This is a genomic window from Shewanella sp. Isolate8 (assembly GCF_022398495.1).
Classification (GTDB): Bacteria; Pseudomonadota; Gammaproteobacteria; order Enterobacterales; family Shewanellaceae; genus Shewanella; species Shewanella aquimarina.
The window spans coordinates 277,660-299,673 of record NZ_JAKEVI010000003.1 but is presented as its reverse complement, the minus strand read 5'-3'; the positions used below and the strand labels follow the sequence as shown (position 1 = coordinate 299,673).

General features: G+C 54.8%; 23 protein-coding genes. 12 read left to right on the top strand and 11 right to left on the bottom strand.

What is annotated here, in order from left to right; all coding sequences use genetic code 11:
* The first annotated feature begins 64 nt into the window (after positions 1 to 64).
* On the top strand, positions 65 to 472 hold the full coding sequence (locus tag L1D43_RS13805) for a hypothetical protein (RefSeq protein ID WP_239852461.1): 408 nt from the start codon (positions 65 to 67) through the stop codon (positions 470 to 472).
* Between the two features lie 66 nt (positions 473 to 538).
* Positions 539 to 1,246 carry a DUF4328 domain-containing protein gene (locus tag L1D43_RS13800; protein ID WP_239852459.1) on the top strand — a complete coding sequence of 236 codons (708 nt, stop codon included), beginning with the start codon at positions 539 to 541 and terminating at the stop codon, positions 1,244 to 1,246.
* A gap of 72 nt (positions 1,247 to 1,318) precedes the next feature.
* Here L1D43_RS13800 and L1D43_RS13795 read toward each other — a convergent pair whose 3' ends face one another.
* The 3 genes from L1D43_RS13795 to nfsB form a co-directional block, all read right to left on the bottom strand.
* Positions 1,319 to 1,981 (bottom strand): thiol:disulfide interchange protein DsbA/DsbL, encoded by a 663-nt coding sequence (locus L1D43_RS13795; RefSeq protein WP_239852457.1) that lies wholly within the window; start codon positions 1,979 to 1,981, stop codon positions 1,319 to 1,321.
* Between the two features lie 189 nt (positions 1,982 to 2,170).
* Positions 2,171 to 2,830, bottom strand: a complete 660-nt coding sequence (locus L1D43_RS13790; RefSeq protein ID WP_239852455.1) for a DNA-J related domain-containing protein — start codon at positions 2,828 to 2,830, stop codon at positions 2,171 to 2,173.
* Positions 2,831 to 2,991: 161 nt separating this feature from the next.
* Positions 2,992 to 3,645, bottom strand: a complete 654-nt coding sequence (gene nfsB, locus L1D43_RS13785; protein WP_239852453.1) for an oxygen-insensitive NAD(P)H nitroreductase — start codon at positions 3,643 to 3,645, stop codon at positions 2,992 to 2,994.
* Between the two features lie 349 nt (positions 3,646 to 3,994).
* On the opposite strand from nfsB, the gene L1D43_RS13780 reads away from it, so the two are divergent.
* From L1D43_RS13780 to L1D43_RS13760, 5 genes are all read left to right on the top strand, one after another.
* Positions 3,995 to 4,825, top strand: coding sequence for a hypothetical protein (locus L1D43_RS13780; RefSeq protein ID WP_239852451.1), 831 nt, complete (start codon positions 3,995 to 3,997; stop codon positions 4,823 to 4,825).
* A 156-nt stretch (positions 4,826 to 4,981) separates the two neighbouring features.
* Positions 4,982 to 6,064, top strand: coding sequence for an endonuclease/exonuclease/phosphatase family protein (locus L1D43_RS13775; RefSeq protein WP_239852449.1), 1,083 nt, complete (start codon positions 4,982 to 4,984; stop codon positions 6,062 to 6,064).
* Positions 6,065 to 6,241: 177 nt separating this feature from the next.
* Positions 6,242 to 7,378, top strand: a complete 1,137-nt coding sequence (locus L1D43_RS13770; protein WP_239852447.1) for an AI-2E family transporter — start codon at positions 6,242 to 6,244, stop codon at positions 7,376 to 7,378.
* A 4-nt stretch (positions 7,379 to 7,382) separates the two neighbouring features.
* Complete coding sequence (locus tag L1D43_RS13765) at positions 7,383 to 8,315, top strand: hypothetical protein (protein ID WP_239852445.1); 933 nt, start codon at positions 7,383 to 7,385, stop codon at positions 8,313 to 8,315.
* A 182-nt stretch (positions 8,316 to 8,497) separates the two neighbouring features.
* Positions 8,498 to 8,707, top strand: a complete 210-nt coding sequence (locus tag L1D43_RS13760) for a hypothetical protein (protein WP_239852443.1) — start codon at positions 8,498 to 8,500, stop codon at positions 8,705 to 8,707.
* A gap of 52 nt (positions 8,708 to 8,759) precedes the next feature.
* Here the strand turns inward: L1D43_RS13760 and L1D43_RS13755 are convergent, their stop codons facing one another.
* The 4 genes from L1D43_RS13755 to rihA all read right to left on the bottom strand — a co-directional run bounded on the left by L1D43_RS13755 (position 8,760) and on the right by rihA (position 12,308).
* Entirely contained in the window at positions 8,760 to 9,701 is a 942-nt protein-coding gene (locus tag L1D43_RS13755; RefSeq protein WP_239852441.1) for a DMT family transporter, read from the bottom strand.
* A gap of 148 nt (positions 9,702 to 9,849) precedes the next feature.
* The gene (locus tag L1D43_RS13750; protein ID WP_239852439.1) at positions 9,850 to 10,071 is read right to left on the bottom strand and encodes a ribosome alternative rescue factor ArfA; all 222 of its coding nucleotides are present in this window, start codon (positions 10,069 to 10,071) and stop codon (positions 9,850 to 9,852) included.
* A 263-nt stretch (positions 10,072 to 10,334) separates the two neighbouring features.
* A complete protein-coding gene (gene rbsK, locus L1D43_RS13745) occupies positions 10,335 to 11,252 on the bottom strand; it encodes a ribokinase (RefSeq protein WP_239852437.1) in 918 nt (305 codons plus the stop codon).
* 45 nt (positions 11,253 to 11,297) lie between these two features.
* Entirely contained in the window at positions 11,298 to 12,308 is a 1,011-nt protein-coding gene (rihA, locus tag L1D43_RS13740; RefSeq protein WP_239852436.1) for a pyrimidine-specific ribonucleoside hydrolase RihA, read from the bottom strand.
* A 553-nt stretch (positions 12,309 to 12,861) separates the two neighbouring features.
* Here rihA and L1D43_RS13735 point away from each other — a divergent pair.
* Positions 12,862 to 14,244, top strand: a complete 1,383-nt coding sequence (locus tag L1D43_RS13735) for a Na+/H+ antiporter NhaC family protein (RefSeq protein WP_239852434.1) — start codon at positions 12,862 to 12,864, stop codon at positions 14,242 to 14,244.
* Positions 14,245 to 14,393: 149 nt separating this feature from the next.
* Here the strand turns inward: L1D43_RS13735 and nhaD are convergent, their stop codons facing one another.
* Together nhaD and L1D43_RS13725 are read right to left on the bottom strand one after the other, a co-directional pair.
* Positions 14,394 to 15,869 (bottom strand): sodium:proton antiporter NhaD, encoded by a 1,476-nt coding sequence (nhaD, locus tag L1D43_RS13730; RefSeq protein WP_239852432.1) that lies wholly within the window; start codon positions 15,867 to 15,869, stop codon positions 14,394 to 14,396.
* Positions 15,870 to 16,173: 304 nt separating this feature from the next.
* Positions 16,174 to 17,034, bottom strand: a complete 861-nt coding sequence (locus L1D43_RS13725) for a pirin family protein (protein ID WP_041508482.1) — start codon at positions 17,032 to 17,034, stop codon at positions 16,174 to 16,176.
* 324 nt (positions 17,035 to 17,358) lie between these two features.
* On the opposite strand from L1D43_RS13725, the gene L1D43_RS13720 reads away from it, so the two are divergent.
* The 4 genes from L1D43_RS13720 (at position 17,359) to L1D43_RS13705 (ending at position 20,505) form a co-directional block, all read left to right on the top strand.
* Positions 17,359 to 17,967 (top strand): hypothetical protein, encoded by a 609-nt coding sequence (locus L1D43_RS13720; protein ID WP_239852429.1) that lies wholly within the window; start codon positions 17,359 to 17,361, stop codon positions 17,965 to 17,967.
* A gap of 14 nt (positions 17,968 to 17,981) precedes the next feature.
* Positions 17,982 to 19,064 carry a rhomboid family intramembrane serine protease gene (locus L1D43_RS13715; RefSeq protein ID WP_239852428.1) on the top strand — a complete coding sequence of 361 codons (1,083 nt, stop codon included), beginning with the start codon at positions 17,982 to 17,984 and terminating at the stop codon, positions 19,062 to 19,064.
* Between the two features lie 189 nt (positions 19,065 to 19,253).
* A complete protein-coding gene (locus L1D43_RS13710; RefSeq protein ID WP_239852426.1) occupies positions 19,254 to 19,616 on the top strand; it encodes a response regulator in 363 nt (120 codons plus the stop codon).
* 295 nt (positions 19,617 to 19,911) lie between these two features.
* Positions 19,912 to 20,505: a hypothetical protein gene (locus L1D43_RS13705; RefSeq protein WP_239852424.1), complete on the top strand. Its 594-nt coding sequence runs from the start codon at positions 19,912 to 19,914 to the stop codon at positions 20,503 to 20,505.
* 81 nt (positions 20,506 to 20,586) lie between these two features.
* Here L1D43_RS13705 and L1D43_RS13700 read toward each other — a convergent pair whose 3' ends face one another.
* Positions 20,587 to 21,264, bottom strand: coding sequence for an SDR family NAD(P)-dependent oxidoreductase (locus L1D43_RS13700; RefSeq protein WP_239852422.1), 678 nt, complete (start codon positions 21,262 to 21,264; stop codon positions 20,587 to 20,589).
* 143 nt (positions 21,265 to 21,407) lie between these two features.
* Positions 21,408 to 21,887 (bottom strand): YbaK/EbsC family protein, encoded by a 480-nt coding sequence (locus L1D43_RS13695; RefSeq protein ID WP_041508488.1) that lies wholly within the window; start codon positions 21,885 to 21,887, stop codon positions 21,408 to 21,410.
* Between the last annotated feature and the right edge of the window lie 127 nt (positions 21,888 to 22,014).

Below are 22,014 nucleotides of genomic sequence, written 5' to 3'. Positions count from 1 at the left end.
CAGCAGTCTAGAGTTACCGACATTACCTAATGTTTTTATCTAAAAATTAAAGGATTAATTAAATATGCTTAGATTGAGCAAGGTGCATTTGCTGTTTCTCCTGGGTCTTGGCGGCTGCCAGGTCTCCCTTAACGGTATCCCGCCTATGCCCGAGGTGATCGAGCTAGCCGATGGTACCTTTAAGGTGTTTGTCGCACACCCCAGTAAGACACAGGTGGTGAAAACCTCTAAAGGATTTATGAATAAGATATGTAGTGACAAGGGAATGAGTTACGACATCATCTCTGAAAATATCGAGATGACGGGTGAGGCGATCGACCAAACCAAGAAATCTTCCTCCGTATCTGTCTTTGGAGTGAGCCGCACCGAATCAGAATATGAAACTAAACATATGCAGGAAGGGGAGGTGCATTTCAAGTGCGTCCCTGAAGATGAAGCGGCCTCGAGTCTGGCACATCACACGACGCCTTGAGCACGCACCTTAAAATTAGTGCTTCAGTAAGCGGATAGTGCCAACAATAACAATAGGAAAATCAAAATGTCAGGGAATATTTTTAAATTTAAAGACGCAAGACGGTTAACGCAATGGGTGCGCTATCTGCTTTATGCCCAGATCTTAGTTGCATTGATTGCCATAAGCTCCAATTATTTGGAGTATCAGCTGTTGATGGATTATGAGTCTGGGGCTTATCTCTCAGAGGAGCAGGCGGTTGCCGATGGCGACGCTAACGATCAACGTCAGCTGGGGGTGGCAGGTCTCTACTTTGTCGTCTTTATCGTTTCGGGCATCATGATCCTCAAGTGGATCTATCGGGCCAACTTTAATGCCCGCCAACTGGGCGCCAAGGAGATGACCTTCACCCCGGGTTGGTCTGTCGGCTACTTCTTTATTCCCGTGCTCTCCTTGTGGAAACCTTATCAGGCGATGAACGAGATCTGGCAGGCGAGTCATGATCCCGAGAACTGGAGTTTGAACGGCTTCAACTCCAGCGTGAGCCTGTGGTGGCTGTTGTGGATCGTCAGCAATATACTTGGGCAGGCCGTGTATCGTTTTGCGGATAGAGCCGAGGAGCTGCAAGACTTTATCAACGCTAACTTGGTGTCTCAGATCTCTGAGGTGGTCAGTATTCTTTTGGCCTTCGCCACCCTGAAGTTAATTAATCATATCTATCGGGCGCAGACCAAGTCCTTTGCCAGGGTCGAACAGGAAACCTATCAGGACGCGCAGCAAGTGGTTATTGGCTAGGGTAAATATGAAAAGAAAAAGGCACCCAAGGGCGCCTTTTTTATGGCCTGCTTTTTATCGTCAGGCGGGGGACTATTTGTGTTCTACCGCAAGGTAGTTGATCAGGTCGATCAGCTCGCCCAGGGTGCGAATTTGGCTCAGGTTAACCGCATACTTATCGTTGACGATAAAGGTGGGCACACTCTGGATGCGGAACTCACGCTGCTGGGCACGCCACAGGTCTAGCTTATCGCTGACCGCCTTGCTGTCGGCTAACTCGTCATACTTGCTGATGTCGATCCCCTGATCGGCAAACACCTTCTTGATGTCGTCGCGGGTATTAATGCTTGGCTTCTCATGGGCACTATGGTCGTGATCATGGTTGTGTCCATGGCCGCCTTGATCGCCCTGAATGGCGCTAAACATGGCGTGGATCATCTTGTCCTGTACGCCCAGCTCTTGGATGACGCCCAGTGAACGCATTACCTCGGTGCCGATATCAGAGTTCATGAAGTCTACGTGCTTGCTGTCGAAGCTGACTCGCTTGTCCAGGTTGGCCTTGATATCGCCTAGATACTGAGTCTCCATGTTGAAGCAGTTGTGGCAGTAGAAGGAGTAAAATTCGGTCAGCTTAGGGCTGGTGCTGGGGGCCTTGTCAGACACTGTCATGAAGTGTTGCCCCTCGACAAACTGGGTGGCAAAACTGGTGAGTGGCGCCACGGCGAGCGTCAGGGCGAGTGCGATATGTTTAATCATGATGATCCTTAAATTGATAGCGTCGTTGTGCAATCAATGGCTAACGTCAATCGACAATAGGGTTAGCCTAAATGCCAAAGCTTAATTATGACTGAAGCGGCAAGGAGAAAAAGGGGGCAGAGTGTGACCTGAGCGGAAGTTCTGGGATCTGCTTACCCGAGAAGAGGCTGGGCAGGTGATGAGGTTTAGCTAGCGAGATTCCCGCAGGGTCTGCCAGGCCTCGCAGACTCGCTTAAACTGAGCCGCGTCGCCACCGTCGCGGTCGGGATGCCACTGCAGCGCCAGTTTTCGCCACTGCTTGCGTATCTCTCTGTCGGTGGCGTCTTGGTCTAGCTCAAACACCTCCAGGGCGAGGCGTTTGGGCAGGGCGTTTTGGCGGGTGCCGATATAGTCCTCATAGCGTTGCCAGAAAGATTCCAGCATCTCCTGAATGATATCCGGGCAGGTGTCATAGTGCTGCCAGTCTAGATAATAGCTTCTTAGGGCGTCGTCCTGGCTCAGCTGAGTCTCTATGTTACTGGGAGGGATGCGAAATATCTGTATCTCCATCGCCTTGACCTGCAGGTAGCTGCCGGGCAGCAGCATGGCCTGCAACTCAAACAGGGCGTTCATCAGCAGGAAGTTTTGTTTAAACAGGGCCTTCTGCGGGTCGCTGTCCAATTCGCGCATCAGGCCTTTCTCCTGCAGGGCGGCGGCCAGGTGGTGTACCTTCCAGCTACGATTGCTTCGCTTCAACAGGGTGAGTAGTGGCCAGATCAGGGGATTATCACCTTTGATAGCAAAGCATTGGGTGGACGATGAGTCGTCCTCTAGTCTGGCTGCTGTCGGGCTCGATTTGGCAAGGAGCATACTGAGAGTCTCATCCGTGACTGGCGATAATTTCTACTATGACAAGGGGGCAAATAGAAGGCAAGTCTTATCGGCTTGTCGGGCCAGGAGTCGCAGGGGAAAGAGGGCAAGGCGATGCATGGGGCATGCATCGCCATCGGCCGGATAAATCGCGTAACCGGTTAGATCTCGGTGAAGAGTGTCTCGATAGGCAGGCGCGACTTAGGCAGCTTGGCGTTAAAGTCTTCCTCGCTGTGATAGCCCAGGGCCACTACCACAGAGGCGGCGTAGCCTTTAGCCGGCAGAGCCAGCAGCTGATTGAGCTTAGTGGCGTTGAAGCCCTCGATAGGGGTGGCGTCGATATCCAGCAGGCTAGCGCCCAGCAGCAGGGTGCCCAGCGCCAGATAGACCTGTTTCTCCATCCAGTGCTGACTGTCTTTTAGCTCGATTCTGTGCATGTTGGCGAAGAAGGAGCGACCGTTGTGCTGACCCTGTTTGGCCTCCTCATCGGCGAAACGACCGTCGGTATCTTCCTGTTCAAGCACCTTTAGCAGGTGGGCCTCATCCATGCTGGTCTTAGTGCAGAGCACCAACACATGGGAGGCGTTGAGGATCTTATCTGTATTGAAGGCGAAGTCGCTGGTGGCCTCGGCAATCTGCGCCTTGCCTTCGTTGGTCGAAGCGAGCACGAAATGCCAAGGCTGAGAGTTGGTCGAAGAGGGGCTCATACGGAGCAGTTGCTTGATCTCCTCGACCTTCTCCTGAGCGATCTTACGGCTAGGGTCGAATGCCTTAGTGGTGTAGCGCTTATTGGTGTAGAAACTGAGTTGTTGCATGCTAAGCATCCTCTGGTTGAGTCGATTCTTTATGTCGGTTGAGTCGATTCTTTATGTCGAAAGTGAGGCTGATTCTACGTGACTCTTTCACCGATAAAAACAGAGGAAAGTCACATATACTTTCAAAAAAATATTGATAATAAGCCGTCGTCAACCTGGGGATTAGCGGCTATGTATAGGGGAATCCCAAGGGGAATAGTCCAGGCGACAGCCCTGGCGATTACTTAGATAACAGTTGTCGCAGAAGTGGCGGTAATTAACTGACAAAAAAGGTAATTTATGCTTAACTTTCAAAACTGTCATCTTGAGTCGAGGGATTAACTCGGCTTCCCTGCGCGGAGAAGAAAACATGGCTTTTAAGATAGATTCATCCATCATCGCCTGGTCCCTGGCGGGGGCCTTGCTGAGTGCGCCTGCCACGGCCCTGGACTGGCGTCTTGGCGTCGGCGGTCACGATTACTATGTGGATGAAGCCGACTCGCACACCTTAGGCGCAGGAGTGAGCATTGGCCTGAGCCATCTCACCCAGGGTGACATCAAACTCACGGGTGAGCTGAATATCTTCGTCGACAACGATGTCGATGAACTCGACCCGGACCATATTCCCGTCTGGTTTAGCTCCTATTACAGCGCCGGTGGCGATCTTGTCTCACTCACGCAGCACTCTCGCCTCTTCTGGGATGTGAGCCTGGGCGGCAAGCGTAATACCGTCAGCTCGGTGGAGAAACAGGTACGGCTGTTTCCGGCGCTGGGCTATGGCTACCAGCGAGAGGGCTTCGAGGCCGATGTTAAGCTAGGGGGCGGTTATTACTTCCTCGAGATCGACGACGATGTCCCCCGCACGCGAGGCTATGACAGGGAAGATTTTCAAAATAAGACAGGCGCCTACACCCTGGCGGCGGCGACTCAGTTTGCCCTGGGCAAAGCGTTTGATCTCAGCCTGGCGGCGCAGCAGTGGCACGACGGTAGCGACTGGTTGGAGAATCAGCTGGAAGCAAGCCTTAGCTATGATGCCGACAGTTGGTCGTCCGAGAGTCGGCTCGTCTTCAGCGTGAAATATAACGAGTATAATCTAGACCCCTATGCCAGGGGCCCAGTGGACTCGCCCGACTATCTGCCGATTCTGCCCTGGAGCAAAGATCTCTTCGTCAGAGTCTATTTTGATATGCCCTGGGGTTGAGCCTGGCTGCGAGTGAGACAGGAGAGATGCGTAACGGTGCTAGCGGCAGGGCTTTTCTACTCATGATGGCTTTGCTGCGAGTAAGGGCTTTGCCGTTAGTATAGGTTTGGCTGTTAGTATAGATTTGGCAGTTAGTAGAGGCGTAGAGGAGGGGATGTGACCCAAACGTCAGCAACGGCGAGCCAGATACGGATCGCCAGTTTTAATCTGTACAACTTCATCGCGCCGCCCGACGCCTATTACGATTTTAATAACATCTACACTCAGGCCCAGTGGCAGCAGAAATGTGACTGGATAAGGCGCTACCTGGCGAGCCATGACCCCTGCGTCATCGGATTTCAGGAGGTGTTTTCGATAGAGGCATTGCAGGCTCTGCTGGCCGAAGCGGGCTATCCCCATTTTGTCACCGTCGATACGCCTGAGGTCAGCGACGACTTCATCTATCGCCACCCAGTGCTGGCCCTCGCCAGCAAGTATCCCATATTGAGCTGTGAGGCCTGCACTATCGATCAGACGGTCGCCAGCCTGATGGGTATCGCCCCTGGGTTTCAATACAGTCGCTTGCCCCTGAGGGCGACCATAGCCCTGCCTCACCTCGGCCCCTGCGATTGCTACGTGGTGCATTTTAAGTCTAAGCGTGCTCAGTTTGAGCCCGAGTTGGCACAGACATCGGTGCAGAGCTCAGGGAGTGAACCAACAGCAGCGCTTGCTGAGCCTGATAGCCAGGGCGGTGAAAAGGTGGCCCTGTTTGCCATCGAGGCGGCGGCCAAGTGGGCGTCTTCTCTGGTGCGCGGCACAGAGGCGAGTCTGCTGCGGCTCGCTATCGCCAGGCGCCGGGTCGAAACCGGCAACCCTGTGATCCTGATGGGCGACTTTAACGATAGTTTAGCCGGCGGTGTGCTGTCGGCCCTAGTGAGTCAGGATAGTCGTTTGCTTGGGGAGCTGGGAGAGGGCGCGTTTCAGGCCTATCGCCTGCAGGACGGCTACCTGCTTCACGAGCGCTCGCAGTACAGTCCCGTCTCCGTGGCGCGTCCAGCGACACATTATCATCTTAACCAGGGAGAGGTGATCGACTATATCCTGCTCTCCAACGAGTTCGATTCCCATAACGATCAGTGTCTGGCGGAGGTGAGCCAGTATCACACCTATGATAGCCACCTGATCAATCCTCAATATGAGCGCGACAGCCACAGCACAGATCACGCACCTGTGATGATTAGCCTTAAGATTAGGGAATAAGGTTAGGGAATAAGCTCAGGGAATAAGGGCAGCCCCCTCAACCTGAATGTGGGCTATAGTCTTGTTTTACTTGTGGGATTCATCGAGACTATCGGCTATATTTTGCTCAGCGCTAACGCCCGACGAATTGGATTAGCGCTTTAGTTGGACACTTACACATGCTGGGAAGGGAAAGTTATGGACAATGAAGCCAATGTGCAGCAGCGCAAGGCCTTTATCGGTAATATGACAGAGGCGGCGATACGCATAGGCCTGCTCGCTATCTTAGTGATCTGGACTTACGACATAGTCAGGCCCTTCATAGTGCCAGCCCTGTGGGGAGCCATCATCGCCGTCGCGCTGATGCCATTAACCCATAGACTGGAGCGTCTGTTAAAGGGGCGTCGTGGTCTGGCCGCAACTCTAATCGCCCTGGTGGGGATCGCCCTACTGGTGACGCCTTTCGTGGTGGTTTCCGGCTCCATCTTCGAGGGAGTGTCCAATACCCTTAAGGTGCTGCAGAGCGGCGAGATCAACCTACCCGAGCCGACCCAGAGGGTGGCCGAGATCCCCATCATAGGCGAGCGCCTGTTTGAGGCGTGGCACAGTATTGCCAGCAATCTGGAGAAGGCTATCCTGCATTTTCTACCCGAGATCAAGGCGGGCTTCGCGGCGCTGGCAGGGGTAATAGGCAGCAGCCTGGCCACCCTGGTGATGTTCATCATCTCGCTACTGATCGCCGCCGGCTTTATGGCTAACTCAGAACAGTGTGCCGCCGCCATGAGTAAGCTGGCAGTGAGGGCCGTAGGCCCCAATGCTCACGCCTGGGCCAGCCTGACCGCTGCCACCATCCGCAGCGTGCTGCTCGGGGTGGTCGGGGTGGCCTTTATCCAGGCCATGCTGATCGGCTCGGCCCTGTTTGTGTTCGGCTTGCCCGCCGCGGGTCTGCTGACGCTGGTGGCCCTGTTTCTGGGGATCGCCCAGCTGCCGGCACTGATCATAGTGTTGCCCCTGATAGGCTATGCCTACTCCTCCATGGAAGGCACCTCGGCAACTATCTTCAGCGTCTGGGTCTTCCTCGGTGGCATCTCGGACAATATTCTTAAGCCCATCTTGATGGGCCGAGGTGTAGATGTGCCCATGCCCGTGATACTGATAGGCGCCATCGGCGGCATGTTGTTTACCGGCATCATAGGCCTCTTCCTGGGCGCCGTGGTGCTGGCCATCTGGTATGAACTCTTTATCGCCTGGCTAAACGGCGGTGAGCCCGAGGCGGTATTGGCCCAGCAGTCAGAGAAAATGAGTTCATCGTCTGATCTTGAGGCGGCGGAGTAAGCCTATGTTAGATGCCGTCTGCCGGGTAGAGGGGCAATCCGAGAAAACCTATTCAGTGTTTAACTTTCAGCGCCTCGGCGAGCAAGAGATAGAGGCGCTGCGTCAGCAACTCTATTGCCCCGTATGTGACGGTAAGGCCTATTTTCGCAAGGCCTCGCGCGACGGTAAGGCGGCCTGTTTCGGCTCGCGCTATCATCAACCAGATTGCCCCGAGTTTAACCCCTCCGCCAGCCGTAAGCAGGAGGAGCAGGATGCCCTGGAGGTGAACCAGCAGTTGCTGGAGAGCGACGCCCTGAAGATAGATTTCAGCATGCCTACGAGACGTAAGGCGTCGCCGACTAAAGCCAAGGCACAGACAGAGGCTGAGACAAAGCTAAAGCCAGAGACAAAGCCAACTGACGCCGAGAAAGATAGCAGCGTGGAGAGCCCCAAGGGGAGTTATCTCGCTCAGGCAGAGGCAAAAGGCGAGCCCAAGGATGACTCAAGCGCCGAGTCACCTGATGAGCCTAAGATAGCGACCCAGGGGCTACAGAAACTCCTCCATAGCCTGCTGCGGGGCAGCGATCTGGCCGACTCAGATCTCTGGATCTATACCGATGACAAGTATCGCTGGCGGGCCAAGAACCTGTTCGTCAACTTTGCCGATGCCGAGCCCAACGAGCGCCATGCGCCGCGTATGTATTGGGGCACTATCTCCCATGCCGACAAGGCGATGCTCTGGCTCAATCCCGCAGACTGTAAGGATGTGGGCATTCCTATCGAGGAGGTTAAGGAGGCGCTGTGTAAAAGATTCGATATCCAAGATCGTGAGGATCTCGAGGGCGCAGGTATCATCCTCTTCGGTAAATGTTTCTGGAACAAAGACAAGACTCTCAAGATCATCAAGTTGTGGAACAAAGATCTTAGCCGTCTGCATCTGGTGAAGGCCGACGACTAAGGCAGCCTGGCAAGGCGCAATTTCTTGACGCTATTCTGGCCTTTCTAGCCCTTGCCTCAATATCCTTTCCCTAAATCCCTTCCGATTTAATCGCTTGCATGCCCCTTGGCTGGATTGGTACGCCTTATGCTCCATTAAGGGATAGCACCAGATGCCTCGGTAGTGAGGTTAAGGAGTCGGCAATGAGGTTAAATAGTCTATCACCCCTGCTGGGATTCGTGGTCAACCGGACCCTGTATGCCAGCAGCGAGGCCTACCGCCAGCGTATCGATTACATCTGCAAGTTAATCAGCCTCGCGGGCGGCGCTCAGCATCAGACTCATCCGGGGCCGGATAAGGCTGAGGTTAGTTACACCCGGCGAGAGCGCCAGGCCAGCCAGCTAGGCCGCTAAATCACTAAGCTGCTAAGTCGTTAAGCCGCTAGGCTGACGCAGGTTATGTGGGCTAGCGCGGCGTAGAGAGCCCGGCTCGCCTGCGGGCCAGCAGGGTATCTCCCCACTGAAACAGGCCGAGCCCCGCCAGTACCAGGCCTGCCCCTATCATCAAAGTTTGGGAGAGCTGCTCGTTATTCACCAGGGCGCCCAGCGCCATGGCAAAGACAGGGGTGATGAGGGTGACTAGGGCCACAGTGCTGGCATTGAGGTGCTGCAGGATATAGAAGTAGCCGATGAAACCTATCAAGGATCCGAAGATCCCCAGGTAGAAGATGGCGGCGATGGAGCGCATCGACCAGGTCTCTACCGGCAGGCTGGCATCGAAGATTAACCAGGCCAGTGCAAACAGGGGGGTCGAAAACAGCAGGGCTCCGACAGTGCTGGCGATGGGATGAATCGCCAGGTCCACCGTCTTGATCAGCACGCCGCTGAGGCTGAAGAGGAACACGGCGCATAGGATCAACACCAGGCCTATCCAGGTATCGCTGCCCAGGGCGAGCTTGGCCGAGCAGACCACCCCCAGGCCGCAGAACGCCAGGATAAGCGCGAGGATCCGCATGGGGCTGAATTTAGGTTCGTTCAGCAGCTTTTGGGCTAACAGTCCTGACACCAGCGGGGAGAGGCCGAACAGCAGCGACATGGTGCCAGAGGCCAGGTAGCGCGACGCGAAATAGCTCAGCAACATGCCACCGACTATGCCTATGGCGGAATAGGCGTAGAGCCTGAAGGCGGTGCGGTGCCAGGGCAGGCGTATGCTGCTAAACAGTATGATTAGGCTGCCAATGAACAGGGCGATCACCATGCGCGAGAGCACCGCCATGGTGGGATGCACAGTTTCGCTGCTCCAGACGATCCCCAGCGGAGTCGTCGACCAGATGAGTACCACGGCCAGAAACGAAACGGGAACCAGCCGAGGCAGTTGTGCTGGATCGGTTTGAGAATGGGAAGACATGCTAGCGAGGCCCTGGTACGAAAATAAGCAAAGAGTGATAGAGGCGATTTTGACCCAGTTTGCGTGGGAAAGCTATGGCCAAATGTGCTGTTGAGAAAAATTACTGATGGGGGATAAAAGGGGATGGAATGAGCAGTGAGTAGACGGCTTAACTTGCAATGGCGGGGCTTAATAAGTCAAAAGGGGCATTGCCCTTTAGCATATGCCCCTTTTGTTGTTGGCGTCTGTATGACCCTTTGCCCTTCTTGGGTTTCTCGACACGCATCTTAAACAGTTCGCTGGTGACGATTGCCTTTAAGGCGTTATCCTTGATGACGCCTCGGCCGCTCTCGTGGTGAGCGTGCGCGTTGCGGCGCGATTTCTTGCTCATGGTTTTCCTCTCATTTCAGTATTTAATCTGGTACTCACTTGCAGGCGCTGACTACTAGTTGGCTTTGAGCACTTGTTGGTAATGATCATCTATTGCCCCAGATAGTCAGGCGGCGCAAGATTACGCCCAGGCTGCCTAAAAAGCAAACAGTATTTTATCATAAATAAGTAAAACTTGTTTTACATTGTTATTCAGCAGCTTGAGTGATTTTATGTGTGAGTAGTGGGGGCAGCCTATCGTAAAATATGGGCTGCCTCAGTTATTTACTCGTGCTCTGCCAGCTCGTGGCGATAGGGGATAGAACGCTGGGCGCCGGCGCGGGTCACCGAGATGGCGGCGGCGCGATGGGCAAAGGCTACCGCCTGCTCTATCGATTTGCCTTCACCCAGGGCCACCATCAGGGCACCGTTAAAGGTGTCGCCGGCGGCCACAGTATCTAAGGCCTTCACCTCAACGCCTGGTATTAGGGCGCATTGGTCTTTAGTGCTGAGCAGGGCGCCTCGCTTGCCCAGGGTGATGATCACTATTTTTGGCCCGAATTGATGCAGCATCTGCGCCGCCAACTTGGCACTCTGTTCATCGATCACCTCTATACCGGTAATGGCCTCGGCCTCGGTCTCGTTGGGGGTGATCACATCCACCAGACGGAACAGGTCTTTGCCTATTACCATGGCTGGCGCTGGGTTGAGTATGGTGGTTACCCCGTTGGCCTTGGCATGTTCCAGGGCATTGAGCACAGTTACCGCAGGCGTCTCCAGCTGCAGCAGCAGGTAATCGGCCTTGGCGATCAGCTCAAGGTGGGGCTCGAGCGCCTCGGGCGTCAGGGTGGCGTTGGCGCCGGCCGAGACGCCTATGATGTTCTCGCCAGTATCGGCGACGAAGATCATCGCCGTGCCCGTTGGCTGCTGGTCCGTGTAGGTGATGCCATCCGGCGTGATGCCGTCTTGCTGCCACGCCTGGGCCATCGCCTGACCTATGGCATCTTGGCCCAGATGACAGATGAAGTCGACTCGGGTGTCCTCCCGGCTCAGGCGCGCCGCGGCCACCGCCTGATTGGCGCCCTTACCGCCGTGCTCCAGCCGGTAGCCTTGGCCCATCAGGGTCTGTCCAGGGCTGGGCAGGTGCTCCAGGTTCATCACGTGATCGGCATTGGCACTGCCGAGAATTAACAGTCTGGTCATAGTTTCCTCTCGCCTAGGGGGGAGGGCGAACCCTCCCTGGGCTGTCTACTGATTATAGGCGCTGAGACAGTCGACAATCAGGTCGACGAAGCCTTGACGATCTAAACCAAACAGTACGGTGGCGTTAGGGGCCTTGTCTGTGAGCTGATAGCGATCCACTAGCGTCATCCCCTGGGTATATTCCCCCTTGGTTTCGACGCCGACCCAGCAATCCTGGGCGGTGAATAGCTCAGGTTTTAGCAGCCAGGCGATGGTACAGGGATCGTGCAGCGGCGCCCCGGTAAAGCCCCACTTAGGATCTCTGTGGTAGATCATGAAGAAGTCTAGCAACTCGGCGACGCATTGGGCCACAGGGTTGGGGATGGCGCGGATCCGCTCGATATCTTCATCCATTATCTGTGCCTCGTGGGTCACGTCTAGGCCGCACATAGTAATTGGGATGCCCGACTTGAACACCATGTCGGCCGCCTCTGGGTCGACGAAGATGTTGAACTCGGCGGCTGGGGTCCAGTTACCCACTCCGGCGGCGCCGCCCATTAGCACGATGCGCTCGACCTTGCTGTGCAGCTCGGGATAGTTGGCGATAAACAGGGCGATATTGGTCAGCGGTCCCGACGGCACTAAGGTCACAGGTACTGCGCTCTGGCGCACCTTCTCGGCTATCAGCTCGACGGCGTTTTGTGCTAACGGGGCGAAGGCCGGGTCTGGCAATTCTGGGCCGTCTAGGCCACTCTCGCCATGAACGTTATCGGCGATAATCAGCTCCCTGGCCAGGGGCTTAACTGCCCCGCCTGCCACCGGCATGTCTGGGCGATTGAGCAGGGTCAGGATCCGCAGGGCGTTATTGAGGGTCTTGTCGGGTGTCTGGTTACCCGCGCTAGTGGTGACCGCCAGTGGATTGAGACGCTCGCTACTGAGCGCCAGAATGAGGGAGATCGCATCGTCGTGGCCCGGGTCACAGTCGAGAATGATAGGGGTCGCCGAGTCGAGCGGACGGATGGCTTTGGGAGAAGCGTGTGCTGCGTGAGAATGTGGGGCAGCGTTTGATTGAGTCATGGTACAGCTCCTTTGATTGACACCTGTGGCAGAGTAACACGCTTTAGGTGCGTGTCATCTCTGAGATGAAAATTTGTGATTGAGCAGACAAAGCACTAATTAGGCAAGTAAGCGGGCAAGTGGGCAAGTAAGTCAGGCAAGCGAGTGGGCAGATGAGTGGCCAGGGCCTAGCAGCCTTCATCATAGAGAGGAAATAAGCATATGCACTCTTATTAATTACGCGCTTTGGCTGCATAAGCTATTTTGAGAAGGTAGGCGAGATTAGCGCATCATATTTTGCTTATATTGTTATTTATCAATACCTTGTGCGCTTTGTGTTTGGGGCTTAAAAATTTTTTGTCGCCGGATAACTATTTCTGATTGACTCAGTCTCCAATGCAGATTATTTTGCGCCCGATGTTTTAGCTGGGGTACAAAAATAAAGGCATGGTTCGCCAAGGGCGAACGTCGTTATGTCCATAATAAAGCAGCAATTAAGCGTATAAACTTTGGGGTTTTACGCCGAGTAAAATGAGTTTGCCGTATCGGCTCAATTTTAGAAGGACCTTAAGCCATGTCTGACGCGACAGCCTTAAGTCTTATCCCACCTGTGGTGGTCTTGGTGTTAGCGGTTTGGCTACGCCGTCCAATCCTTTCGTTAATCATAGGTGCCTTAGTGGGTCTGGTCTTGTATCAACCCGATCAGGTGCTGAATAACTTCTCCGATATCTCGCTCTCTGTCATGGCCGATGAAACCATAGGTTGGTTGATTCTGGTGTGTGGCGGTTTTGGCGCCCTGATCGCCCTCCTGGTTAAGACGGGTGGCTCTATGGCCTTCGGTCGCCACGCGCTCAAGTATGCCAAGGGGCCTAAGTCATCCCTGCTGATGACCTTCATCCTGGGCGTGGTGATCTTTATCGACGACTATCTCAACGCCCTGACTGTGGGCTCGACCATGAAGTCGGTGACCGACAAGTTTAAGGTGTCGCGGGAGATGCTGGCCTATGTGGTGGACTCTACCGCCGCGCCCATCTGTGTGCTGGTGCCGCTATCGACCTGGGCCGTCTTCTTCGGTGGCCTGTTGGTGGACAACGGAGTGGCGGGCGAGGGCCAAGGGATCAGCGTCTATATGTCGGCCATTCCCTACATGCTCTACGCTTGGTTGGCGGTGGCCATGGTGCTGCTGGTGATCCTGGGCATAGTGCCTGCTTTTGGCCCGATGAAGAAGGCGCAGCTGGCGGCTTTGGAGGGTAAACCTGCCAAGGCGGTCGATGCCTTTGATGAGGTGCAGACCTCGGATGATTATAGCCTCAAGGCGATCGAAGAGGAGTTTAAGCATGCCGATAACCTTGGCAAGCTACACAACTTCATGGTGCCTATCCTCTTGCTGGTTGGCTTTACCGTCTACTTCGATATCGACGTGCTCAAGGGGCTGATCGCCACCCTGGCGGTGACCCTGCCCTATTATGGGGTGCAGCGCCTGATGCCACTGTCTGAGATGATGGAGCAGATGCTCGACGGCTTTAAATCCATGTTGCCAGCTATCGGCACGGTTATCGCCGCCTTCGTGTTTAAGGATGTGTGCGACAAGCTGATGCTGCCGCAATATGTGATTGGCAACCTGAGCCCCTTCATGACTTCTCAGTGGCTGCCAGCCGTGGTCTTCCTGACCATGTCGATACTGGCCTTTGCCACAGGTTCAAGCTGGGGGATCTTCGCGGTATCTATCCCTATCGTGATGCCACTGGCCCAGGCGGTGAATGCTGATATTCCGCTGGTGATCGGCGCCCTGTTGTCGGCCTCATCCTTCGGTAGTCAGGCCTGTTTCTACTCTGATTCTACCGTGCTGGCGGCCCAGGGCTCAGATTGTAACCTGGTGAGCCATGCGGTGACCCAGCTGCCCTACGCTTTACTGGCGGCCGGACTGACCTTTATCGGTTTCCTTGTCTTGGCCTAAGGGGTTTCCTCGTCTTGGCCTAAGCTAAGTCGGAAGCAGACATAAAGGAGAAAGGGGCGTTGACTAGTCTAGTCAACGCCCCTTTTGATTAACCCATAGGGTGACTATAGGTAATCTAACCTTTTCATTCCTTCACGCTACACACTGGCTTAGAACAGCGAGCTGTTCAACCAGAGGTGCACTAGGATGCTGGCGGCATAGCCGAGCGCAATCACTGGGGTCCACTTAAGGTGGCTGGCGAAGGTGTAGATGCCGCGGGCCTGACCCATCAGGGCGACCCCGGCGGCGCTGCCGATAGAGAGCAGGCTACCACCCACACCCGCGGTCAGGGTGACCAGCAGCCATTGGCCCAGCCCCATGTCAGGATTCATGGTCAGCACGGCAAACATCACTGGGATGTTATCCACGATAGAGGAGAGTACACCCACGGCGATGTTGGCATAGGTCACGTCCCAGTGGGTATACATGGCCTCGGAAACCAGGCTCAGGTAGCCCATGAAACCCAGACCACCGACGCAGAGCACCACGCCGTAGAAGAAGAGTAGGGTATCCCACTCGGCGCGGGCGATGCGGCTAAACACATCGAAGGGCACCACGTTACCCAGCTGCTCCAGGCGCTTGATATTGTTATCGCGCTCCGCCTGTTCTTTCGCCTTGAGTACCGCCTTGGGGAAACTCTTACGCAGGTAGAAGCCGAAGAACTGCAGGAAGCCAAGGCCTGTCATCATGCCCAGTACAGGCGGTAGGCCCAGTAGGCTGTGGGTGCAGACGGCGGTGGCTATGGTGAGCAGGAACAGGGCGACGATACGCTTGGCGCCGCGCTTCATCAGCACCTTCTCCTCATCCGCCTCCTGGACCTGGTTGACGATGAAGGCGCTCATAATCGCCGCCGGTACCAGGAAGTTGACCAGAGAAGGGATGAAGAGGTCGATGAACTGCTCGAAATGCACCACGCCTTTCTGCCAGACCATCAGGGTGGTGATATCGCCGAAGGGGCTGAAGGCGCCACCGGCGTTGGCCGCCACCACTATGTTGATACAGGCCAGGGCGACAAACTTCTTGTTTTCGCCGCCGACCTTCATCACCACGGCGCACATCAACAGGGCAGTTGTCAGGTTATCGGCGATGGGGGAGATGAAGAAGGCCATGAAGCCGGTGAGCCAGAAGACGGTACGTTGACTAAAGCCCTTACCCACCATCCAGGCCCGCAGGGCGTCAAATAGGTTACGCTCCTCCATGGCGTTGATGTAGGTCATGGCAACTAACAGGAAGAGCAGCAGCTCGGCATACTCTAAGAGGTTGTGCTTGAAGGCGGTCTCTGAGAGTTCCGACATGCCATGCTGTACATAGATGTAACCTATGATGCCCCAGATCAATCCGGCGGCGACCAGCACTGGCTTGGATTTCCTCAGATGCAGCACCTCTTCGCCCATCACCAGCAGGTAGGCCAGGACGAAGATGACCACGGCGAGATAACCAGCCCCTGTGGCGGTGAGATCTAACAGCTGCCCACCTGCCTCGCTATTACTGGCAAAAACAGCGGGACTAAACAGTGCGGCCAAACATACAACTAAGCTTGCTAAGGTACTGGCAAGGTTGCCAAAGGGGGGCTTAAGGTTTCTCATTAAGTATTCTCTGTGTTAGGAATAGCTTAAAAATTACCACAGCTTTCCTGCTGTAAATTTTGATGCGCCTCAAGTTTATGTGTATTAGTTACGGCTAAGTCACATAAATTTGATCAAATTATGTTTGAAAAATAAACATTTACCTACAAAGTGGTAATAAGCTTATCATGATTTTTGTGACGATTTCGAGATTTTCATTGTTAGAAAGTTAGCACAGGATCACGATTTTGGCGCAGTAGGATGCTGCTGAATTTACATAAAAAAAGAGGGCCATTGGCCCTCTTTATCTGTTGGATTTAAGCCATTAGGCCTTAATGCTGCCGAATCGTCCCGCCTGATAGTCGGCGATCGCCTGCTGGATCTCCTGCTCGGTGTTCATCACGAAGGGGCCCATGTGCACTATCTTCTCGCGAATGGGCTGACCGGCAAACACCAGCGCCCCAGCGCCCAGCTCGCCCGCCTCGAGCTCGATGAGCTGTTGGCTATCGACGACAAGGTATTGCCCCGCGCCGTAGCGCTTTTCCGGCGCCGCCTGGCTAACCAGCTCGCCCTGATAGAGATAGAGACCCACATATTCGCGCGACTTTAGATCCAGCTGGGCCGAACCATTGGGCGCCAGCATCAGATCGGCTATCTTGCCATCGCCCGCCAGTTCCTGAATGGGCGCCTGCAGCGGCTCGCCACCTTTTAGTTGCCAGCTGCCGGCCAGGGCACGCAGACGGGCACCGCTGTCGTTTTGTGTCTCGGGCAGCGGCTCGTCTGTGCTATCGCGGTAGATGGCCGGGCGCATCTTCTCCTTGGCGGGCATGTTGAGCCAGATCTGAAAGCCGTGCAGGCCATCCTGAGCGTCGGCCAGGGGCATCTCTGAGTGCACCACGCCGCTGCCTGTGCTCATCCACTGTACGTCACCGGCCTTGATTGCCTTGACATTCCCCAGCTGGTCTCTGTGCTCGAAGCCCCCCTTGCGGATATAGGTAAAGGTTTCTATGCCGCGGTGGGGATGGGGCGGGAAGCCGCCAATATAGTCGCTGGCATCGTCCGACTTGATCTCATCCAGCATCAGGAAGGGATCGAAGCGGGTGTTCATAAAGTCGGCCACACGGCGGATGTTGACGCCGTCGCCATCCATTGCGGGACGGGCGGTAAATTGGCTGATCACTTTCATCTTAAGTACCTCATGATTGGGAACCGCCTGGTGCTGCTTCAGTACTGCTTAAGTGTAGCTGGCGGGAATGGGAACAGCCTATCACTGGTTAAATCGAACGAATATTGCTAAATACCGCTTAATAGTTTCTAAAAAATAGGATGTTTAACGCAGAGGTGAGTCGCCTGTTGCATTGGAACTCGGGAGGCTTGTATCACGAAAATATTCGGTAGCTATTGTTTTTGTTATCAAAATAAAACCTCGTGGTACGAATTTGTCATCGGCTTGTGTTAGTATCCGCCCCTGCTTTATACATAGCGCCTTATCAGTCACAGGAATCAGAATATGGATGTTAATGACCAAGCCTCTTTCCCAGCCACAGCCCCAGCCACAGCGATAGAGGATGGCAAGCGTTTTCCCCGTTTAGACAATCGGGAGCTGGTGAAGACCAGTTTCTGGATCAGCCAGATCTTCATGATCATCGCCACGGTCGCCGGCGTCTATCTGGCGGCGCAGGAGGGATTGTCGCAGGCGATCACCTTCGATAACCTGACCAACAAGCAGAACAACTATTACCTGCGTCATGCCCTGTATGATGAGGTGCAGGACAATATCACCATCATCAACGAGTACGCCGACTTTATCGCCGGTAAGGCGCCCTTCGACATCAAGAATCACAAGCCTGCCCTGGCTAGCTTTGTGTGGGAGAATATGCGTTACTCGCCCTATACCCTGGAGACGCCGCCTCAGCTGCTGTCACAGACCCGGCGCTTCTATCTGCAGGTGACCGATATCATTGGCAAGATTGAGGGGCGAGTCTTTGGCGCCAAGTATGGCGGCGACCTGCTCAAGGGGCTGACCAAAGAGATGAGCGACAACACTCTGCCGGCACTGAAGGCCAATTATACTGCGCTGGCCGATGAACTGAGACGCAACGACATCATAGTAGATTAGCAAAGGAGCTCCCCATGACCCATATTTGTCTAGGTTGCCACGAGGGGCGACTAAGAGCCTACAATTTTCACGGCGAGCATGTGGATTGCTGCCGTCAGTGCGGTGGCCTCTGGTTTAAAAACGGCGAGCTAAATGCCGCCCTGTCGAAGGCCGACAACGGCGATGATGATGTCAGGGTCGAAGAGACACTGGGCGAGCTGCTGGGGAGCTCCAGCCGCAGCTGTCATCAGTGCGACCTGAGCCTGCATCGCTACCATCTGATGACAGGATATGAGATCGAGGTTGATGTCTGCCATAGCTGTAGCGGTGTCTGGGTCGATGAGCATGAGCGTACCAAGGTGGTGCAGTCGCCCAAGGTGAGACAACTGCTGGAGGAGTTAAACGCTAGCATCAGCGTCAAGACCTGGCTGTTTCAGTTCCTCTGCAAGATGCCGGTGGAATTTAACCTCAAACCGAAATCGACGCCCTTAGTGACCTACATGCTGCTGGCGCTCAATATACTGATCTTCGTCGCCTACGGCTTTAACCTGAGCAGCACAGAGACAGTGTTCGAAAACTTTGCCATGCGCTCCAACGAGCTGCTGGCGGGCCACCACCCCTGGACATTGCTGAGCCATATGTTCCTCCATGGCGATATCATGCATCTGGCGGGTAACATGTATTTCCTCTACGTGGTGGGGGATAACCTGGAAGATGTGTTGGGCCGCGCCAAGTTTCTCGGGCTCTATCTCCTGTGTGGCCTGGCCGCGGCGGCCGCGCAGATCGCCGCCGACCCTGGCTCTGGCATCTACATGGTGGGCGCCAGCGGCGCCATCGCCGGGCTGTTCGGCATGTACCTCATGTGGTTCCGTCATGCCAGCCTGACCTTCATGTTCGTGGTGTATCAGAAGAAGCTCAGCCCCATGGCCTTCTTCGCCATCTGGCTGGGGTTCAACATCTTTGGCCTGGTGATGGCGGGCCAGGGCGTGGCCTACTGGGCGCACATAGGCGGGTTTGTGATGGGCCTTATCTTGGGGGTTAGCCTCAAGGCCAAGGTGATGCATGATAATCCTATGCTGGCGCTGCTCAACGAGCCCGAGGTGAAAATCGCCCGCTAACCTTTGAGTTGCCGCCGTGCTTCAAGGCCCCGTCTCCGGACGGGGCTTTTTTATGGGCGCGCTTTTTGTTGCTGAAACTTAAGCGAAAAAAATGGGTCTAAACCCTAAGGTTAACCACCTACCACAGGCTGGTATTCCCGCCAGACTTGGATACAATGTAATCAAATCAACAGCGAGAGCGAGAGATAAATGTCCAGAGCGAAAATTTTGATCATCGACGACGATCCCGTCTGTACCGGGGTGTTACTCGCCATGCTGGGAGACGATTATGAGGTTACCGCGGTGAACTCGGGCAGTGGTGGCATCGAGGTGATGAAATCCCTGGTACCGGATCTGATCCTGCTGGATATCACCATGCCCCACGTCAACGGTTATCAGGTGATCCAGCATCTCAAGGGCAGCGAAGAGACCGCCAAGATCCCCCTGGTGGTAATAAGCTCGCTGGCGGAGCAGTCGGACAAGGATTTTGCCCTCAAGCTCGGCGTCGATGACTACATCACCAAGCCTGTAATGCCAGAAGCGATTCAGGAGATAATCGAGGCCTACCTCTAACGCCGCAGCTTGCGAGGTGGTTCACAGGGAATTGGCCTAGGATTTCAAGAATATTCAGCGTCGTATTCGCCAGCCCATTCCTGACAGCAGCATCATAATAAATCATCATTTTCAGCGGCTTGTCCTATAAAGGATAAGCCGCTTTTTCGTGAGCGTGCTTCTCTCTAGACAGGCCCCATGGGCTGGGCTATCTTATGGCGGCAACAAGGAGGTCACCGCCTGGCTGACTAAGCTGTTACACCAGATTAAGTTGCTACACCAGACTAAGCTATTACACCAGATTAAGGGATTAATCATGAAAGCAAGATTCTTACTACCGCTGTTTTTTATCCTCACTAGCGCCCAGGGCGCCGACCTTCCACCACCTGATGCTTACGGCTTGGCTGGCATGGAAGTGGATGTCGATAAGCTTATCGAATTTAATGTTTCGCAGATGAAAGCCGACGGCGACTTTATCGCTATGGAGCAGGTGTCTGGCATCGACAGCGGCAAGCTGGAGCGCGGTTATCGCCACGCCATGAAGAGCTGCTTCGATAAGTATGAGCGCATGACAGAAGAGAACGCCGAGGCCTTGTCTGACTGTTTCATCGACCAGACCGCCGAGGGGGTGGGTGCCTCACGTGAGCAGTTTAATGCCTGGCTGGATGAGCTGGATAGTCAAGACGGCGAGAATCCCGATGCTATCGAGGCCCTGGATATGGAGATGGATAAGATCCATGACGCCATCTTTGCCCTGCAGGATAAGCCAGAGCTCACCCAGGCCGAGCAGGAGCAATTGGCGGATTTAGAACAACAACTTATCGAACTAGGCGAGAAACAACATAAGTTGCAGCTGGAAGAGGCAGAGGCCATGGCCGCCGAGATGGAAGCCATCTACAAGCGTAAGTGATCTGCTAGTAAGCTCTTAAGCGAGGCTCGGCACTGTTTATTCAGGCCGAGCCTTTGTTTTGGGTTCGCTGACCGCTAAGCGCTAGCCTCTGGCGATGGTGATATCGGCGATATGGCCATGTTTGGTGGCCCTTAGGGCTCCCTGTAGCATCTCGGCGGCCTCCTCGGCGCTCATGAAGCTCGAGGTGTCGAGGGACTTGCCGCTGCTGGGCCAGAAGCCGGTATCCATGCCACCGGGATAGACGGCGATGATCTTCATCGGCTTACCCTTGAGTTCCTGGCGCACCGACTCGATGAAGCCGCGCACCGCCCATTTGGCCGCGCAGTAGGTCGACTCCCCCGCCTTGGCTTGCTGGGCGGCCGTGGACATCACTACCACCAGATTCAGCGGCGTGTCTCGATAGCGCCTAACCAGCTCGCGCACCAGCAAGATGCTGGAGGTGACGTTGTTTTGTAGTAATTTAGTTATCTCATCGGCCCGCTGCTCGGCGATGGGGCCGAAGTAGCCGCTGCCGGCGCAGTGAATCACTGTGTTAAGTGGTGAGGCGCCGCTCATGGCGTCGACGCCATCTAACAGGGTCGCTACGCTCTGCTCGTTGCAGAGATCGGCACTCAGAGGATGAAGGCCGCTGCTGCTCTGCGCTACGCTGGCAAGCCTGGCTTGATCGCGCCCCGAGATCACTACCTGCTCCCCCATGTTGGCATAACGCCTGGCGAGGGCTGCGCCCAGGCCGCTGCTGGCTCCGGTAATTAGTATCATGATCCATTCACTCATTAAGCTTGGTTAGGTCGGCCTATTATGCCGCAACTTAGCCCAGATGCCAGAAGCTGTGGGTTGTGAGAAGGATTAATGGAAGCCCGGACAAAAAAAAGGGAAGCCGCCGCTTCCCTGATGAGTCAGTGCTAGTGGATGCTCTGATAGCTAAACCTCAGGTGTTTAGCGTCTTTGATTAGCTTGATGAAGTCTTCCCGGCTGAGCCTGACCAGGCTGGTGTGGTCACCGGCCTCGAGGTAGAGTTCCTTGGCTTCGATCAGCAGGTCATCATAGATGGTCTCTATGTTGTAGGCCGCGCCGAGGGAGGGGATGGCGCCATGTTCGCAATCGTCAAACATCTGATAGACGGTTTGCTCCTTCACCAGATGCAGATCGCGGTTGAGCTTGTCACCCAACGCCTTGAGGTTGATCTTATGATTGGTGGGCAGTACCGCCATGATCCTGCGTCCCTGATGATCTTCCAATATCACCCCTTTGGCGACTTGGGCGGGGGCCAGCTGGGCGGCAATCGCCGAGCTGATAGAGTTGTGGCTGTGGCGGTGCAGCACTATCTCATAGTTCACCTCATGCTCAGCCAGATAGTGATTTAACCGGTTTGAAATACTCATATACTTGCCTCGTTAACGTTGTGAAACGTTATCGATAAGTATAGTCCAGCCAGGCTCCAATGCTGGCTGAGTGCACTTTTCGCCACTGGCTTGATGTCGTTTTTGCGCTGGCTGAGCAGCGCTTTTC

Coding starts and splice junctions, on each gene's coding strand:
- L1D43_RS13695 (WP_041508488.1), bottom strand. CDS start 21,887: ATGAGTATTTCAAACCGGTTAAATCACTATCTGGCTGAGCATGAGGTG.
- L1D43_RS13700 (WP_239852422.1), bottom strand. CDS start 21,264: ATGATACTAATTACCGGAGCCAGCAGCGGCCTGGGCGCAGCCCTCGCC.
- L1D43_RS13710 (WP_239852426.1), top strand. CDS start 19,254: ATGTCCAGAGCGAAAATTTTGATCATCGACGACGATCCCGTCTGTACC.
- L1D43_RS13720 (WP_239852429.1), top strand. CDS start 17,359: ATGGATGTTAATGACCAAGCCTCTTTCCCAGCCACAGCCCCAGCCACA.
- L1D43_RS13800 (WP_239852459.1), top strand. CDS start 539: ATGTCAGGGAATATTTTTAAATTTAAAGACGCAAGACGGTTAACGCAA.
- L1D43_RS13790 (WP_239852455.1), bottom strand. CDS start 2,830: ATGCTCCTTGCCAAATCGAGCCCGACAGCAGCCAGACTAGAGGACGAC.
- L1D43_RS13725 (WP_041508482.1), bottom strand. CDS start 17,034: ATGAAAGTGATCAGCCAATTTACCGCCCGTCCCGCAATGGATGGCGAC.
- nhaD (WP_239852432.1), bottom strand. CDS start 15,869: ATGAGAAACCTTAAGCCCCCCTTTGGCAACCTTGCCAGTACCTTAGCA.
- rbsK (WP_239852437.1), bottom strand. CDS start 11,252: ATGACCAGACTGTTAATTCTCGGCAGTGCCAATGCCGATCACGTGATG.
- L1D43_RS13765 (WP_239852445.1), top strand. CDS start 7,383: ATGTTAGATGCCGTCTGCCGGGTAGAGGGGCAATCCGAGAAAACCTAT.
- L1D43_RS13780 (WP_239852451.1), top strand. CDS start 3,995: ATGGCTTTTAAGATAGATTCATCCATCATCGCCTGGTCCCTGGCGGGG.
- L1D43_RS13705 (WP_239852424.1), top strand. CDS start 19,912: ATGAAAGCAAGATTCTTACTACCGCTGTTTTTTATCCTCACTAGCGCC.
- L1D43_RS13750 (WP_239852439.1), bottom strand. CDS start 10,071: ATGAGCAAGAAATCGCGCCGCAACGCGCACGCTCACCACGAGAGCGGC.
- rihA (WP_239852436.1), bottom strand. CDS start 12,308: ATGACTCAATCAAACGCTGCCCCACATTCTCACGCAGCACACGCTTCT.
- L1D43_RS13805 (WP_239852461.1), top strand. CDS start 65: ATGCTTAGATTGAGCAAGGTGCATTTGCTGTTTCTCCTGGGTCTTGGC.
- L1D43_RS13760 (WP_239852443.1), top strand. CDS start 8,498: ATGAGGTTAAATAGTCTATCACCCCTGCTGGGATTCGTGGTCAACCGG.
- L1D43_RS13795 (WP_239852457.1), bottom strand. CDS start 1,981: ATGATTAAACATATCGCACTCGCCCTGACGCTCGCCGTGGCGCCACTC.
- L1D43_RS13755 (WP_239852441.1), bottom strand. CDS start 9,701: ATGTCTTCCCATTCTCAAACCGATCCAGCACAACTGCCTCGGCTGGTT.
- L1D43_RS13715 (WP_239852428.1), top strand. CDS start 17,982: ATGACCCATATTTGTCTAGGTTGCCACGAGGGGCGACTAAGAGCCTAC.
- L1D43_RS13735 (WP_239852434.1), top strand. CDS start 12,862: ATGTCTGACGCGACAGCCTTAAGTCTTATCCCACCTGTGGTGGTCTTG.
- L1D43_RS13770 (WP_239852447.1), top strand. CDS start 6,242: ATGGACAATGAAGCCAATGTGCAGCAGCGCAAGGCCTTTATCGGTAAT.
- nfsB (WP_239852453.1), bottom strand. CDS start 3,645: ATGCAACAACTCAGTTTCTACACCAATAAGCGCTACACCACTAAGGCA.